This window comes from Streptomyces luomodiensis (assembly GCF_031679605.1).
GTDB classification, from domain to species: Bacteria; Actinomycetota; Actinomycetes; order Streptomycetales; family Streptomycetaceae; genus Streptomyces; species Streptomyces luomodiensis.
This window is the reverse complement of record NZ_CP117522.1, coordinates 4496801-4511773: the sequence shown is the minus strand read 5'-3', so window position 1 is coordinate 4511773 and position 14973 is coordinate 4496801. Positions and strand designations below refer to the sequence as shown.

11 protein-coding genes are annotated in these 14973 nt (G+C 75.0%); 5 read left to right on the top strand and 6 right to left on the bottom strand.

The annotated features are described in order from the left end of the window. Positions 1–11: 11 nt before the first annotated feature. On the bottom strand, positions 12–2795 hold the full coding sequence (locus PS467_RS18900) for a helicase C-terminal domain-containing protein (protein WP_432280607.1): 2784 nt from the start codon (positions 2793–2795) through the stop codon (positions 12–14). A gap of 186 nt (positions 2796–2981) precedes the next feature. On the opposite strand from PS467_RS18900, the gene PS467_RS18895 reads away from it, so the two are divergent. Together PS467_RS18895 and PS467_RS18890 are read left to right on the top strand one after the other, a co-directional pair. After that, positions 2982–4232 carry a hypothetical protein gene (locus PS467_RS18895; protein ID WP_311036275.1) on the top strand — a complete coding sequence of 417 codons (1251 nt, stop codon included), beginning with the start codon at positions 2982–2984 and terminating at the stop codon, positions 4230–4232. Between the two features lie 87 nt (positions 4233–4319). Next, a complete protein-coding gene (locus PS467_RS18890; RefSeq protein WP_311036274.1) occupies positions 4320–5054 on the top strand; it encodes an HAD family hydrolase in 735 nt (244 codons plus the stop codon). Positions 5055–5099: 45 nt separating this feature from the next. Here the strand turns inward: PS467_RS18890 and PS467_RS18885 are convergent, their stop codons facing one another. Continuing rightward, positions 5100–5417 (bottom strand): hypothetical protein, encoded by a 318-nt coding sequence (locus PS467_RS18885; protein WP_311036273.1) that lies wholly within the window; start codon positions 5415–5417, stop codon positions 5100–5102. 168 nt (positions 5418–5585) lie between these two features. Here PS467_RS18885 and PS467_RS18880 point away from each other — a divergent pair, with 168 nt between their 5' ends. Further along, positions 5586–5969: a cold-shock protein gene (locus tag PS467_RS18880; RefSeq protein WP_311036272.1), complete on the top strand. Its 384-nt coding sequence runs from the start codon at positions 5586–5588 to the stop codon at positions 5967–5969. 31 nt (positions 5970–6000) lie between these two features. Here PS467_RS18880 and PS467_RS18875 read toward each other — a convergent pair whose 3' ends face one another. The 4 genes from PS467_RS18875 to PS467_RS18860 all read right to left on the bottom strand — a co-directional run bounded on the left by PS467_RS18875 (position 6001) and on the right by PS467_RS18860 (position 9858). Further along, the gene (locus tag PS467_RS18875; RefSeq protein WP_311036271.1) at positions 6001–6867 is read right to left on the bottom strand and encodes a 1,4-dihydroxy-6-naphtoate synthase; all 867 of its coding nucleotides are present in this window, start codon (positions 6865–6867) and stop codon (positions 6001–6003) included. Next, positions 6860–7633 carry a futalosine hydrolase gene (locus tag PS467_RS18870; protein WP_311036270.1) on the bottom strand — a complete coding sequence of 258 codons (774 nt, stop codon included), beginning with the start codon at positions 7631–7633 and terminating at the stop codon, positions 6860–6862. The genes PS467_RS18875 and PS467_RS18870 overlap by 8 nt, the downstream gene beginning before the upstream one ends. 79 nt (positions 7634–7712) lie before the next feature. Then, a complete protein-coding gene (locus PS467_RS18865; protein WP_311036269.1) occupies positions 7713–8219 on the bottom strand; it encodes a hypothetical protein in 507 nt (168 codons plus the stop codon). A 61-nt stretch (positions 8220–8280) separates the two neighbouring features. After that, complete coding sequence (locus PS467_RS18860; RefSeq protein WP_311036268.1) at positions 8281–9858, bottom strand: MFS transporter; 1578 nt, start codon at positions 9856–9858, stop codon at positions 8281–8283. A 422-nt stretch (positions 9859–10280) separates the two neighbouring features. On the opposite strand from PS467_RS18860, the gene PS467_RS18855 reads away from it, so the two are divergent. Together PS467_RS18855 and PS467_RS18850 are read left to right on the top strand one after the other, a co-directional pair. Beyond that, positions 10281–11186 carry a DUF3027 domain-containing protein gene (locus PS467_RS18855; RefSeq protein WP_311039908.1) on the top strand — a complete coding sequence of 302 codons (906 nt, stop codon included), beginning with the start codon at positions 10281–10283 and terminating at the stop codon, positions 11184–11186. Between the two features lie 328 nt (positions 11187–11514). Further along, positions 11515–14970 (top strand): sacsin N-terminal ATP-binding-like domain-containing protein, encoded by a 3456-nt coding sequence (locus tag PS467_RS18850; RefSeq protein WP_311039907.1) that lies wholly within the window; start codon positions 11515–11517, stop codon positions 14968–14970. Positions 14971–14973: the final 3 nt, after the last annotated feature.

The window sequence follows — 14973 nt, the reverse complement described above, 5'->3', positions numbered from 1 at the left end:
ATGCCCTGTGCCTAGGTCGCGTCCTCGGCCAGTTCGGCGGCGCCGGTGATGCGGTGCAGGGGGTACGTACGGACCTCGTCGGCCGTGTGGTCGTACGCCGTGACGAAGCCGCCCTCGACCCGGACCGGGGCGATCACGCGCTGGGAGGCGGCGCCGTCGGCGTTGACGTAGCCGATCCACACGTTGGAGCCGGTCAGGGCCGCGGCCTGCATGGTGGCGAGGGTGTCGGCGGAGGTGGTGCGGGGCAGCCGGTCGCCGGCGGCGGCGGAACCGGCCCCGGAACCCGACCCCGCCCCTGCCCCGGAACCCGACCCAGCCTCGGCCCCGGCCCCAGTACCGGCCCCGGCCTCGGAACCCGGTCCGGCTCCGGACCCGGCCACCGGTTTGTGCGGTGCGGTCGCGGCGAGGTCCCCGGCGCGGATGGCGCGCACCGCGGCGCCCAGCAGGGCGGCGTTGGGCACCGGCGGGCCCTCCGGGACCGGGACGGGCGGCGTACGGGGCGGGGTGCGCTGGGCCTCCGGGCGGGTGACCAGCACATCGCCCTCGGCGGACTCGGCCGCGGGGGCGTACCCCATCGCCCGCAACCCCTCCAGCAGCATGTCCGGCGGTGCCTCGGCGGCCAGCACGGTGGGGGCGAGACGGCGCAGCCGCAGCCCGGCCGAGCGGCGGTCGGCGAGGATCTCGGCGAGCAGCGCGTCGTCGTCGCAGCGCAGATACGCGGAGGCGGCGCCGATGCGCAGCCGGCCGTGCTTACGGGCCACGTCGTCGACGAGGTACGCGAGCGGCTGCGGTACCGGGGTGCGGGAGTGCGCGGCGAGGAAGGTGTGCACGTCGTCGGCGGTCCGCCCGGCGTCCAGCGCACGGCGTACGGACTCGGGCGTGAAGCGGTAGACGGTCGCGCCGCCCTTGGACTCGACGTCGGCGAGCACGCCCAGCGTCTCGGCGAGCGGCCGTTCCAGGGGGCCGGGCGCGACGGCGGTCAGGTCGGCCTGGAGCAGGACGTGGTCGAGGGGTTCGGGGAGCAGCGGCGCGAGCAGCGACGCGGCGTGCGCGGCTGCCGCGTCGCCCCCGGCGGACGGCTCGTCCGGGTGGCGTTCCAGCAGCGCGCGGCCGTGGGAGGACAGCGCGCCCCGGCCAGTGATCCCGAGCATCTCGGCCTCGGCCACGGTCCAGCGGGCCAGCCGCGAGCGCAGGTCCTCCGCGGTGCTGGTGCCTGCTCCGGTGGGCGAGGCTCCAACGGCGGCCCCGGTGGGCGAGGCGGTGCCCGGGGCGGGGGCACCGCGGTGGCCGACCGGTCGCTCCCACCGCAGCCGGGTGAGCAGCACCTCGGGGGTGGGCGCGGCACCGGGCGGGAGGGTGGCGAGGAGTTCGAGGACCCGGCGGCGGACCTCGGGAGCCGGTGAGCGGTCCAGGTCCGGGCCGAGCGCGGCGAGGGTGCGGCCCCTGCCGTCCCGGCCGCCGACCAGCCCCGCCGTACGGGTCGCGGGCAGCCAGGCGGCGGCGAGCCGGGCCCAGCGCTCCTCGGCGGGCAGCCGCAGCCAGTCGTCGTAGGCGGGGGTGGGGGCGTAGCGCTCGTCGGTCTCGCCGTCGGAGGCCACCAGTCCGGCCGCGTACGCCAGCTCGATCCAGAAGGCGGCCACCGGTTCGGACACGTCGAGTGCCACGGCGGTCCGCTTGAGGTCGCGGACGCTGAGCCCGCCCGCGCGCAGCACCGGCGGTCCGGCGCTCTCCCAGTGGCCCAGCAACTCCTCGACGGTGGCCGGCGCGGTGAAGGCCTGGCCCGCCGCGGCGTTGTCCACAGCCTGTGGATCGCGCTCGGTGACGGGCGAGAGCGGCGGGGCCAGCGGCTCGGGGGCGCGGTGCGCCCGGCCGCCGCGCAGATGCAGGGCGACCTCGCGGGGCAGCACCACATTGCGCGGCCCGGACGGCAGCAGCAGTCCGCGGTCCAGCAGCCAGCCGACGGGCGGGGTCGGCGAGGAGACGGACGCCTCCCCGTACGGCGGTCCCCAGGTCAGCTTGGCCAGCACGGTCGTCGCGGCCGCCGGCGCCCCGTCGAGCAGCGCCGCCATCCGGGCGCGGTCCTGGAACAGCCCGGTCAGGGCCGCCACCGCCGTCACCGGATCGTGCGTGGGCGGCAGCCCGGCACCCGCCAGCAGCTCCTGAAGCCGGCCCGGCGACATCCCGGACGTGGCCTCCTGGACGGTCGGGCCGAGACCGGTGGGAGAGGGTGAGGTGGGGGACGGGGCGAGCAGCTCGCGGGCGGTGCGGACGAGGCGCAGCCGGTCGTCCCCGCCCCAGACGAGGGCCTGGTCGCGCAGAGTGGCCACGGCACGCGGCAGCTCGGCCACGATGGCCGCGCGCTCTCCGGCGTCCGGCCCGGCGCCGGGGCCGTCGGCTCCGGTCGCGTCCGCATCGCCCGTCAGCAGATCCCGCAGCGTTTCGTACGGGCACGGGTCGGGCGCGATCGCCAGGGCCTCGGCGGTCTGGAGGGCGAACCGGTCGAGCCGCTCCACGGCCCGTACGACCGAGGCGCGGGTGCCGGCCCGGGTGGCGAGCTGGGTGAGGTCGTTCGGCACCGGGGAGAGCAGATCGGGGCGGGCGCGCAGCAGGGCGGCGAGGGCGTCGTCGGGCCGGGTGCGCAGCTCCTCGGCGAGGGTGCGCGGCGCCCCACGGCCGCGATCGGCGCGGCTGTGGTCGTCGCGGTTCCGGTCCTGGCGGCCGAGGTCTTGGAGGCCGTCGTCCCGTGTGCCGATGTCCCGTGGGCCGCCGCCCCCTCGGCCGGTCTCTGCGGGCACCTCATGCCTCCCGGTTGCGCGAGCTGGTCTCTTCGGGCACCTCATGCCTCCCGATTCCATGAACTGCTCATTCGATCCACAGTACCCGCGGGGTGCGGAACACAGGGGGTGCGGCGGGATTCCGGTTCCGCGCGGTACCGTCGGAGCCGACTGATACGCCGACCGTGCGCATTCTCAGGGGTCTTGGTGGGGATCGAGAGCGAGAAGCTCGTCTACGACTATCTGAGCCGTGTCGGTGACCTGGCTCAGCAGCAGGGTCTGTCGTCCGGTGAACGCATGCGGCTGGTCTCCGGACTGCGCGCCGACATCGACCATCGCCGGGCGACCGGGGGATCGGACAGCCCGGCCGGGGTGAAGCGGATTCTGTCCAAGCTGGGCTCGCCGGCCGATGTGGTGGCAGCCGCGGGCGGCCGGCCCCCCGACCCGGGAGCGGGGTCGGGCGCTGACCCTGGCGCGGAAACCGGCGGCACGGCCGGTGGTGCGCCGCCGCGCGGAGCCGCCGGGGCGGCTCGGGCGGCCCGCGACAAGCTGGCCGGGCTCGCCAAGAGCAGCGGACTCACCGGTAAGGTGCCCGCGCCGCGCGAGGAGAACGCCCCGGGGGCGACCGGCGTGGGCCAGAACGGCGGCCCCAGCGGCAGCCAGAACGGCGACGGCGCCCCCTCCCTGATCAAGCCGAGGCCCGCCACCCCCGCCGGGCCGTCGCCCAACGCCGCCTCGCCGCCCCACCTCGCGGGTGAGGACGAACTGAGCCCGCGCGAGTCCAACATGGACTGGTGGCATGTGGAGCCGGGGCCGTTCGCGCAGCCCGAGCGGCGGGACGCGCAGTACGGCTCGGTCGAGGGGTTCACCGGCGGGATCGAGATTCCCGAACTGCTCGGAGGCGGCAAGACGGCCGAGCGGCAGCGCGAGGAGCGGCGGGAGGCCGAGGAGAAGGCGGCGGAGGCGGCCGCCGAGGCCCAGGCCGCGGCGGGGGCGCAGGCCGAGGCCCAGGCCAAGGGCAAGGCCGGGGGCAAGCCGCGCGGCCCGCTGCGCCGTGTGCTGCTCGGGCCCGGTAAGGCGGCCGGCCGGCCCGAGGGCGGGGGCGGCGTCACCTGGCTGACCGGGCTCGGCCCGGTGCTGCTGGTGGCGGTCGGGCTCCTCGTGGCAGGCGCCGCCCTGGGCAACATCGTCCTGATCGGCTTCGGCTGGGTGATCGCGTACTACGGCACCTACCGGCGCTCCCCGGCCGCGGCGAAGTGGGCCGCGCTGGGCCTGCCCGGTCTGGTCGTGGCCGGGGGCGTGCTCTGGCTGTGGGGACGGTCCGTCGGCAAGTGGGGCGAGCCGATCCCCGAGCACGGAATGAAGGACGCGGTGATCGAGACCTGGCCGTTCATCGTCCGGGGCGCGGCCGCCGCTTCGGTGCTGTTCCTGCTGTGGCGTTCGCGGCGCAAGGGCTGATACGAGGGGCGGGGGCGTTGGGCCACGAAGCATGGCCACCGCAGAGAGGCCGAGGTGACGCTGAGTGCACGGGCCGGCCAAGGCACAATGACGGTCATGTCTTCGTACTCCGCCGTGCCCACCGCCACTACCACCGACCCGAACACCGATCCGCATCTCGCCTCGGACGCAGCGTCACACACCGTGACCGTCGGGTTCGACCTCGACATGACCCTGATCGACTCCCGTCCGGGCATCAAGGCGACGTACGAGGCCCTGTCGGCCCGGACCGGCACCTACGTGGACGCCGACCTCGCCGTCACCCGGCTCGGCCCGCCGCTGGAGCAGGAGCTGGTGCACTGGTTCCCCGATGAGCGCATCGAGGAGATGAGCGAGCTCTACCGGGAGCTGTACCCGGACTACGCGATCGCGCCCACCCCCGCCATGGCGGGGGCCCGCGAGGCGATCGAGGCCGTGCGGCGGGCGGGGGGCCGCGCCATCGTGGTCACCGCGAAGCACGAGCCCAACGCCAAGCTGCACCTGAGCCACCTGGGCATCGAGGCGGACGCGGTCATCGGCTGGCTGTGGGCCGAGGCCAAGGCGGAGGCGCTGCGGGAGTACGGGGCGACGGTGTACGTCGGGGATCACACGGGTGACGTACGGGGCGCCCGTACGGCCGGTGCGCTGTCCGTGGCGGTCGCCACCGGGCCCTGCGCGGCGGACGAGCTGCGCGCGGCCGGCGCCGATGTCGTCCTGGACGATCTGACGGCGTTCCCCACGTGGCTGGAGGGTCACATAGCGGGACACACAGCGGGCGGCATGGACGGTCACACGGGAAGCTGATCGATCCGGAGGATCACCGGGGCTGATGCACCCGGACGGCGGTATTCACCCGGACGGAGGTATGGACGGGGCGGTATGGGCGGCGGCCCGAGCGGCCGCGGCCTCCCGCCGCTGTGCCGCGATGGACCGCAGCAGCCCGGCGGCGGCGAGGAGGAAGCCGACGCCCATCAGCATGCACACGAAGTACGCCACCGAGGGCAGCGGATCGGCGCCCAGGAAGAGCGGCGCGATGGTGACGAGCGTGGCCACCGCTCCGACGGCGAAGACGATGACGCCGGACCGGATGAGCCGGTCGCCGGGGGCGGCTCCCTCCCCGCGGGAGCGGGGCGAGGAGGTTCCACTGTGCGGGGTTTCATTGCTCACCGCACCAGGGTAGATCCGTGCCAGAGCGCGCATAGGAACCACCCGGGTACGTCTTGTCACCAGGCTCCGGACCATTAGCCTTGGTGGTGGCGGGTCTTACGACCCGCTCTAGTGCTATCCAGAGCTTTTTTTCCGTGTTTTCCGACGAGCGACGAGGACGAGACAGACGTGCCTACCGGCAAGGTCAAGTGGTTCAACAGTGAGAAGGGCTTCGGCTTTCTCTCCCGCGACGACGGCGGCGACGTCTTCGTGCACTCGTCGGTGCTCCCGGAAGGCGTCGACGCACTGAAGCCGGGGCAGCGCGTGGAATTCGGCGTGGTGGCCGGAAACCGCGGAGATCAGGCACTGTCCGTCACCGTCCTCGAGCCGACCCCCTCCGTAGCGGCCGCCCAGCGGCGCAAGCCGGACGAGTTGGCGTCGATCGTCCAGGACCTGACCACCCTGCTGGAGAACGTGACGCAGCAGCTCGAGCGCGGCCGCTATCCGGACAAGGCGCACGGCCACAAGATCGCGGGCATGCTGCGGGCCGTGGCCGACCAGCTCGACGTATGACCTGACCGGCTACGCGTATGCCGTGACGTGATCAGGCCGCATCCAGTGCTCCGGGGCCGAGGGGCGGTACCAGCCCCTCGGCCGCCGCGCGGGTGAGCAGCCCGCGCACCGCGGCGTAGCCGTTCTCGCCCAGGTCGGCGGTGAACTCGTTCACGTACAGCCCGATGTGCTGATCGGCGACGGCCGGGTCCATCTCCTGGGCGTGCTCCAGGACATAGGCGCGCGATGCCTCCGGGTCGTCCCAGGCCATCCGTACCGACGTCCGGGTGGCGTCGGCGAGCTCCCGCAGCCGCTCGGCGCCCAGTGAGCGCTTGGCGATGATCGCGCCGAGCGGGATCGGCAGTCCGGTGGTCCGCTCCCAGTGCTCACCCATGTCAGCCAGGCAGTGCAGCCCGTAATTCTGATAGGTGAACCGGGCTTCGTGGATGACGAGTCCGGCGTCGACCTCGCCGTCCCGTACCGCCGGCATGATCGCGTGGAACGGCAGCACCTTGATCTCGCCGACCCCGCCCGGCACCTCGGCGGCGGCCCACAGCCGGAAGAGCAGATACGCGGTCGAACGCTCGCTCGGCACCGCGACCGTCTTCCCCGCCAGGTCCTTCGCGGTGAGCTCCGTCCCGTCACCGGGGTCCCGGGTGAGCACCAGCGGTCCGCAGCCGCGACCGAGCGCCCCGCCGCAGGGCAGCAGCGCGTAGTCGTCCAGCACCCACGGCAGTACGGCGTACGACACCTTCAGCACATCGAACTCACCGCGCTCCGCCATCCCGTTGGTGATGTCGATGTCGGCGAAGGTGACGTCGAGCGCGGGCGCGCCGGGGACGCGGCCGTGGGCCCAGGCGTGGAAGACGAAGGTGTCGTTCGGGCACGGGGAGTACGCGATCTTCAGGGGCTCAGTCACTGCCGGTTCCTTCCGGGTCCGAGGTCCAGGTCCAGGTGCCGAGGCGGGGGGCGAGGGTCCCGAAGGCGCCCGTGAGGGCGTCGAGCGCCTCCCGGATCCGCCAGGCCGCGCGGTCGCGCGGGCCGACGGCGTTGGAGACCGCCCGTACCTCCAGGACGGGCACGGACTGGGCCGCCGCGGCCTCCGCCACGCCGAAGCCCTCCATGGCTTCGGCGGCGGCGCGCGGATGGCGGCGCAGCAGCTCGGTGGCCCGTTCGGCGCTTCCGGTCACGGTCGACACGGTGAGCACGGTGCCGCGCACGGCGTCCGTCGCCTCGGCGACGGCGGCGACGAGCGGGGCGGGCGGGAGGTGTTCGACGGTTCCGAAGCCCAGGTCGGTGACGGCGGTGAAGCCGTCGGGGGTCTCGGCGCCCAGGTCGGCGGCGACGATCGCGTCGGCGACCACGACGGAGCCGAGCCGCACGGCACCGGGCCGGGCGGTGCCGAAGCCGCCGCCGATACCGGCCGATACAGCGAGGTCGTAGGGGGTGTGGGCGATCGCGGCCGCGGTGAGGGCGGCGGCGGTTCCGGCCGCCGCGGCGGCCGGGCCGACCCCAGCGGCCAGCACGTCCACGGTGAGCGGCGGCCCGGCGGGCGGCGCCGGGCTCAGCCGGTGGAGCACTCCGCCGGGGACGGGGAGTTCGGCCACCTCGGGGGCCGTGGCGCCGACGCCCCGCACCACGGCATCCCGTTCGGCGGATACGGCCGTGACGATCAGTACGCGCATGGGTGGCTTTCCCTTGTCACAGCTGCCACGGCTGTCCCGACCACTGTGGGCTCAGGAGTCCCGTCAGGAGTCCCGCTCGTCAGGAGTCCCGTTCGAGGGTGAAGCGCCAGATGCCCTTGACGCCCTGGCTGCTCTTGCCCAGCTCGGCGATGGTGATCGTGACCTTCTTCTCGAGCGTGGTCTGACCGGTCTGCGGGTTCTGCTTGGCGAAGAGCGTGTCGCTGTCGAAGCTGCGGTACGTCTCCTTGCTCGCCTCGGCCATGACCGGGTTGTTGGCGATCAGGCCCCAGCTGGAGTCGGCGATCTCGGGGTCCACTCCGATCCGCACCTTCTCCCCGGCGGCGACCTTGATCGTCTTTTCGGGGGTGGCGGACAGGCACGACTTGAACTTCGCCGAGCTCAGGTCCTTGCCGTCGCCGTAGCAGCCGTCGCTCGCCTCGGCCGTCACGGTGTCCGAACCGACCGTCACCGTCGCCAGCGGGGTCGGCTTGTCGCAGGCGGAGAGGGCGACGAGCCCGAGGGACACGGCACAGGCGGCGGTGACGGCGCGGCGGCCCTTGCCCCTGGAAAACAACGCAGCGGTCATGCTGGCAGGCTATCTGGCCGCCCCGGTCGCCTCGCGCGGGGGTGCGGCACGGCGGGCCGCCTCACGCCACCCGTGGGTACGGCGCCCCCTGCCGGGAGGCGCTCAGCAGTCCCCGGACGCTCAACGCCGCGCCCAGCGCCACCACCGCCGAGGCGGCCGCCATCCCCAGCACCCCGTGCAGCGGCAGCACGATGCCGATGGCGCCGCCCACGACCCACGCCATCTGGAGCGTCGTCTCGGAGCGGGAGAACGCGGAGGTGCGGACCTCCTCCGGGACGTCGCGCTGGATCAGCGCGTCCAGCGACAGCTTGCCCAGCGCCTGGGAGATGCCCGCGGTGGCGGCCACGGCGGCGACCGCCACCGCTCCGTAGAAGGCCGCCGACACGATGATCACGGCGAGGGCGGAGCTCAGCACCACCGCGATGATCCGCTCCGGGCCGCGCGCCCGCAGCCAGGCGCCGATCGCGGTGCCCAGCGCGTTGCCGCCGCCCGCGCAGACCGCGGCCAGGCCGAGCGAGACCTCGGGGCCGAGCCCGCCCACCGGCTGGTCGCGGAGGAGGAAGGCGAGGAAGAGGGTGAGGAAGCCGGACAGGGTCTTCAGCGCGGCACATGCCTGGAGGGCGTGCAGGACGGAGGGGCCGACCGTGCGGAGGCCGGGCCGCCCGGACCGGTTCCGCCAGAAGGCGCGCCGGAAGAACGCGTTCCGCCACAGGACGCTCCGCCAGGCGTGCCGGACGTGGGCGTGCCGGACGTGGGCGTTCCGGCGGAAGACGTTCCGGCGGAAGACGTTCCGGGGGAAGACGCTCCGGAAGACGTTCAGGGAGAAGACGTGGAAGGCGTTCCGGGCCCCGCCGACCCTGGCCTTGGGATTGCGCACCGTCACCGGCAGATGCGGATGGCGCTGGCCGGAGGTCAGCTGCGCCCTGGCCTCACCCGTCGAGGAGTCCACCTTGTGCGGCAGGGTGAACGACAGGAACCCGCCCAGCGAGAAGATCGCACACGCCCCGTACAGCGGCCAGCTCGGCCCGATCTGATGCAGCCCGGCCCCCAGCGGGGCCGCCGCGCCGGTGGCCAGCAGCCCGCCCAGCGTGACCCGCGAGTTGGCCTTGACCAGCGAGAAGTGGGGTGGCAGCAGCCGTGGCACGACCGCGGAGCGGATGACTCCGTACGCCTTGGACGCCACCAGCACGCCCAGCGCCGCCGGATACAGTTCGAGGCCGCCGCCCGCCACCGCGCCCGCCATCGTCAGCGCGAGCACCGTACGGGTCAGCATCGAGCCCGCCATCGCCGCCCGGCGGCCGTGCGGGAGGCGGTCCAGGAGCGGGCCGACGACGGGGGCGAGCAGCGCGAACGGCGCCATGGTGATGACCAGGTAGAGCGCGACCCGGCCGCGGGCCTGGTCGGTCGGGACCGAGAAGAAGATCGTGGAGGCGAGCGCGACGGTGACCAGCATGTCGCCCGCGGAGTTCACCGCGTGCAGCTCGATCAGCTTGCCCAGCCCCGACTCCCCGGCCCCATGGGCATGGGTGGCCCGGCGGATGCCCCGGCCGGTGGCGGTGAACGGAAAACGGAGCGCATGGCCGATCCAACGGCCCGACCGTTGGATCGGGCCGCCGCCGTGCCATCGCTTTCCTGCCACTCGACCATGGTGCAGCCAACGCGGCTCCGGCGTCAGACCTTCGACGGCTTTCCGGCTGGCAGCGCCGTCGGCGAGGACCGACAACACCCCTCTGTCCAGCGGAAATGCGGCGCCGCCGGGCCGGGCGGGCAGGGGCCGCACGGCGCCGGAGCGGGAGCCGGGCGTGAGACGGGGGTAGGGGCGGCGCGGCCGGACAAGGTAGCGTGCGTAACCGCGCCACCGACGGTCGTTCCTGGCCGTGCGCCGAGTAGCCATCCCGCAGAATGGGACGTACAAGGTGCGCCCGAAGGACGGAAGGGCGCGGACGTCGACGCGGTCCCGTGGTCCGCTCCGTCCGCGGTCCCGCGTTCTGGCTGTACGGCTGGCGCACCAGGTCAGACGGCTGCGACGGCGTGGAAGAGAGAATCGATCCTGTGAGTGCGATGCGAAGCCGTACCCCCGACCGCCTGTGCGCCGAGGCGGTCGAACTCGCCCGAGAGGCGGCCATGGAAGCCGCCCACCCGGGGAAGGTCGGCGAGTATCTGGGCGCCGTCGCCGAAGGCGACCGCGTGGTCACGCACCTCTTCGAGAACGACGAGCCGGGCTATCGCGGCTGGCGCTGGGCGGTCACCGTGACCCGCGCCTCCCGGGCGAAGACCGTCACGCTGGACGAGACGGTGCTGCTCCCCGGCCCCGACGCGCTGCTCGCGCCGGAGTGGGTGCCCTGGAGCGAGCGGCTGCGCCCCGGCGACATGGGGCCGGGCGATCTGCTCCCCACCGAGGCCGACGACCTGCGCCTGGAGCCGGGCTACTCGGGCGAGGACGCCCCGCCGCCCAACTCGGTCGTCTCGGAGGAGATGCAGCAGCTCGCGGCGGTGGAGGAGGCCGATGTGACGGCCGGTGCCCCCGCCACCCAGGCGATCCCGCCCACGACCGGCTCGATCGCGGCCGTCGCCGAGGAACTGGGCATGCGCCGCGCCCGGGTGCTGTCCCGTTACGGCCTCCATGTGGCGGCCGACCGGTGGGAGGAGTCGTTCGGCGCCAAGGCGCCCATGGCCCAGGCGGCCCCCGGCACGTGCGCGACCTGCGGCTTCCTGGTGCCCCTCGGTGGCTCGCTGGGGCAGGCGTTCGGGGTGTGCGCGAATGAGTTCAGCCCGGCGGACGGCCGCGTCGTCTCCCTCGCGTACGGCTGCGGCGCCCACTCCGAGGCGGCCGTCATGCCCAAGCCCCCGCGTCCGGCGCCGCCCGTGGTCGACGAAACCGTCGTGGAACCGCTCCCCCTCCACCCGGACCGGCTGAGCGGCTCCGTCGAACCGGACACCCCGCCGGAGGAACTGGGCCACAGCTGAGGCGGTTCGCCTCCCGCTTCGTGCCGCCCGTTCCGTCGTTCCGTCCGCACGCCGTCCGTTTCGCCCCGCCAGTCCCGCCGTCGTGCTGCTGGGCCGCGTTCGGCCGCCGTCGGTAGCGGCCATCCGGTCGGGTGGGGACGGTCGGGTGGGGCCCGAGGCGTCGTTCGGCGGCGGATCGCGGTACGTTCGCGGCTAGCAAGGGCGACACGCGAGGGAACGGCGAGCGCGGTGGGCCGAGCCGCACCGTGGGGGACTCGGCGGTGTGGAGCCCTAGCGCGGGACGGACCCCGACCAGGAACTCCGGAGGCGAGACGTGAGCAGCACGGCGATGGTGCGAGGCGCGACCGAGGACGCGGACCCGTTCGGGACCGCGGGGCTGCGGCGCGGCGTGCTGGACGCCTGGGCCGCGTCGCCCGCCAGGTTCCGGGAGGACGCCAACGCCGAGGAGGACCTCGCGCTGGGCGGTCACCGCGACCGGCTGGTCGTCGAGCTGGCCCAGAACGCGGCGGACGCCGCCGCCCGCGCCGGGGTGCCCGGACGGCTCCGGCTGACCCTGCGGCCGGCCACCGACGGCGAGCCCGCCGTGCTGGCCGCCGCCAACACCGGGATGCCGCTGGACGCGGCCGGGGTCGAGTCGCTGTCCACCCTGCGGGCGTCGGCCAAGCGGGACGAGCCGGAGAGCGCCGTGGGGCGGTTCGGCGTCGGCTTCGCGGCGGTGCTCGCGGTGAGCGACGAGCCCGCGGTCGTGGGCCGCACCGGCGGGGTGCGCTGGTCGCTGGCCGAGGCGCGGGAGCTGACCCGGCGGACCGCCGAGACCAGCCCCGGCCTCGCCGACGAGCTGCGCCGCCGCGACGGCCACGTACCGCTGCTGCGGCTGCCGCTGCCCGCCGAGGGGACCGCGCCGGACGGCTATGACACGGTCGTGGTGCTGCCGCTGCGCGACGGCGCCGCCCTGGACGTGGCGGAGCGGCTGCTGGCCGGGATCGACGACGCGCTGCTGCTCACCCTGCCCGGCCTGGCCGAGGTCGTGGTCGAGACCGCCGAGGGCACCCGGACGCTGCGCCGCCGCCAGGAGGGCCCGTACACCGTCGTCGAGGACAGCGGCCGGAGCGGTACGGGCGGTACGGCGGGTACGGGCGGTGCGATGCGCTGGCGCACCGAGAGCGCCGGTGGGCGGCTGGACCCCGAGCTGCTCGCCGACCGCCCGGTGGAGGAGCGGCTGCGCCCGGTGTGGTCGGTGACCTGGGCGGTTCCGGTGGACGAGGAGGGCGCGCCGGTGCGGCCCACGACCGCCCCGGTGGTCCACGCCCCGACGCCGACCGATGAGCCGCTGGGCATGCCCGCGCTGCTGATCGGGTCCTTCCCGCTGGAGCCCACCCGCCGGCACACCGCCCCCGGGCCGCTCACGGACTTCCTGGTGGAGCGCGCGGCCGAGGCGTACGCGACGCTGCTGCGCGACTGGCATCCGGTGTCGGTCGGCACGATCGGCCTGGTCCCGGGCCAGCTGGGCCGGGGCGAGCTGGACGGGGAGCTGCGCGGGCGGGTGCTGGAGCGGCTGCCGAGGGTGCCCTTCCTGCCCAGCGCCGCCGCGCCGGCGGCGGGCGCGGGCCCCGAGGGCGTCGTGGGCTGGCTCGGGTCGCCGGACGCGCTGGGCCCGGACGCCGCCCAGGGCGGCCCGGCGGCGGGGGAGCCGCCCGCGGCCGCCGCCCCGTCGGCTCCCGCCGCCGTCGACTGGGACGACGACGTGCTGGCCCGCGGCGGCTTCGAGGGCGAGCCGTACGCGCTGCGCCCCCGGGACGCCGAGATCGTCGAGGGCGCGGGCGCGGAGACGGTGGAGGTGCTGGCCGAGCTGTTCCCGACGCTGCTGCCCGCGGGTCTTGAGCGCCGGGCGGAGCTGCGGGTGCTGGGCGTGGCCCGGGTGCCGCTGGGGGAGCTGATCGACCGGCTCGCGGGCGTGGAGCGCACCCCGGCCTGGTGGCGGCGGCTGTACGACTCGCTGGGCGGGATCGACCCGGACCGGCTCAGCGGGCTGCCGGTGCCGCTGGCGGACGGCCGGACGACGATCGGGCCGCGGCAGGTGCTGCTGCCGCTGCCCGGCGAGGCCGACGGGGACCTGGGCACTACCGGTGTCACCGAAACCGCCGTGACCGCGGGGATCGAGACCGGGGAGACCGGGACCGGGGCGGCGGGGGCCGGCACGGTCGGCGATACGCATCGCACCCTCGCCCGTCTCGGCCTGAAAGTCGCACATCCGGACGCCGCCCATCCGCTCCTGGAGAAGCTCGGCGCGACCCCGGCCACCCCCCGCGCCGTGCTGACCACCCCGCAGGTGCGGGCCGCCGTCGCGCATTCGCTGGAGGCGGAGGACGAGTACGACCCGTTCGCGGAGGACGGCGCGGCGCTGGGCGCGGCGCTGGACGCCGACACGCTGGCCGACACCGTTCTCGGCCTGGTCCAGCAGGCCCGGCTGACCCCCGGTGACGAGCCGTGGCTGGCCGCGCTCGCACTGCCGGACGAGGACGGGGAACTGGCCCCGGCCGGTGAACTGGTCTTCCCCGGCAGCGCCTTCGAGCAGGTGATGCGGGAGGGCGAACTGGCCGCGTGCGACGCCGAGCTGGCCGAGCGCTGGGGCGAGCAGCCGCTGGCCGCCGTCGGTGTGCTGGCGGGCTTCACCCTGGTCAGGGCCACCGATGTGGTGCTGGACCCGGATGAACTGGAACCGCGCGAGGGCGACTTCGCCGAACCGGACGACGTCGGTGTGCTGGACGCCGTCGACGTGTGGTGCGAGGACGCGCTGGACCGGCTGCCGGAGACGCCGGTGCCGCCGGTGGCCACCGAGATCGTCGCCGTACGGGACCTGGACCTCGTCGACGACGACGCCTGGCCGACGGCGCTCGCCATGCTCGCCCAGCCGCCGCTGCGCGACGCGCTGACCGCGCCGGTGCGGGTGCTGCTGCCGGACGGCACGACCGAGACGGTGCGCTCGTACACCGCGTGGTGGCTGCGTGGCCATCCGGTGCTGGACGGCCGCCGCCCCGCCGGGCTGCGCGCGGCCGGCGGCGATCCGCTGCTGACCGGGCTGTACGAGTCGGTGGACGCGGCCGGGTTCGAGGACGAGCAGGTGCTGCGCGCGCTGGGGGTGCGGACCTCCGTCGCGGCGCTGCTGGACGAACCGGGCGGTGCCGCCGAGCTGCTGGCCCGCCTCGCCGACCCGGACCGCGAGGTGACCCCCGCCCAGCTGCACGCCCTCTACAGCCAGTTGGCCGAGCTGGACCCCGAGCAGGTCACCCTGCCCGACGAGGTGCGGGCCGTGGTGAGCGGCGAGCCGGTGGTGGTCGACGCGGGCGAGGCGCTGGTCGCGGACGCCCCCGACCTGATGCCGCTGGCCGAGGCGGACGGCCGTGCGCTGCTGCCCGTACGCCCCACGCGGGCGGCGGAGTTGGCGGAGCTGTTCCAGGTGCGGCGGCTGAGCGAGACGTATCCGGCGCGGGTCACCTCACCGGGCGATCCGCACGAGGTGCCGGAAGCGGTCCGCGAACTCCTCCCGGGCGCCCCGCTGTCGTACGTCGAGCACGAGGAGCTGCTGATCGAGGCCGAGGGGGGCGGCGAGGTCGAGCTGGACTGGCGGTATGTGGACGGCACTCTGCACGCCTCGACGGTCGAGGGTGTCGCGGCCGGTCTGGCCTGGGCGTCCGGTCACTGGTCGCGCCGGTTCGAGGTGGCGGCGCTGCTGGAGGATCTGACCCGTACGGAGGAGCTGGCGCGGGCCCGCTGGTTCGACTGACGG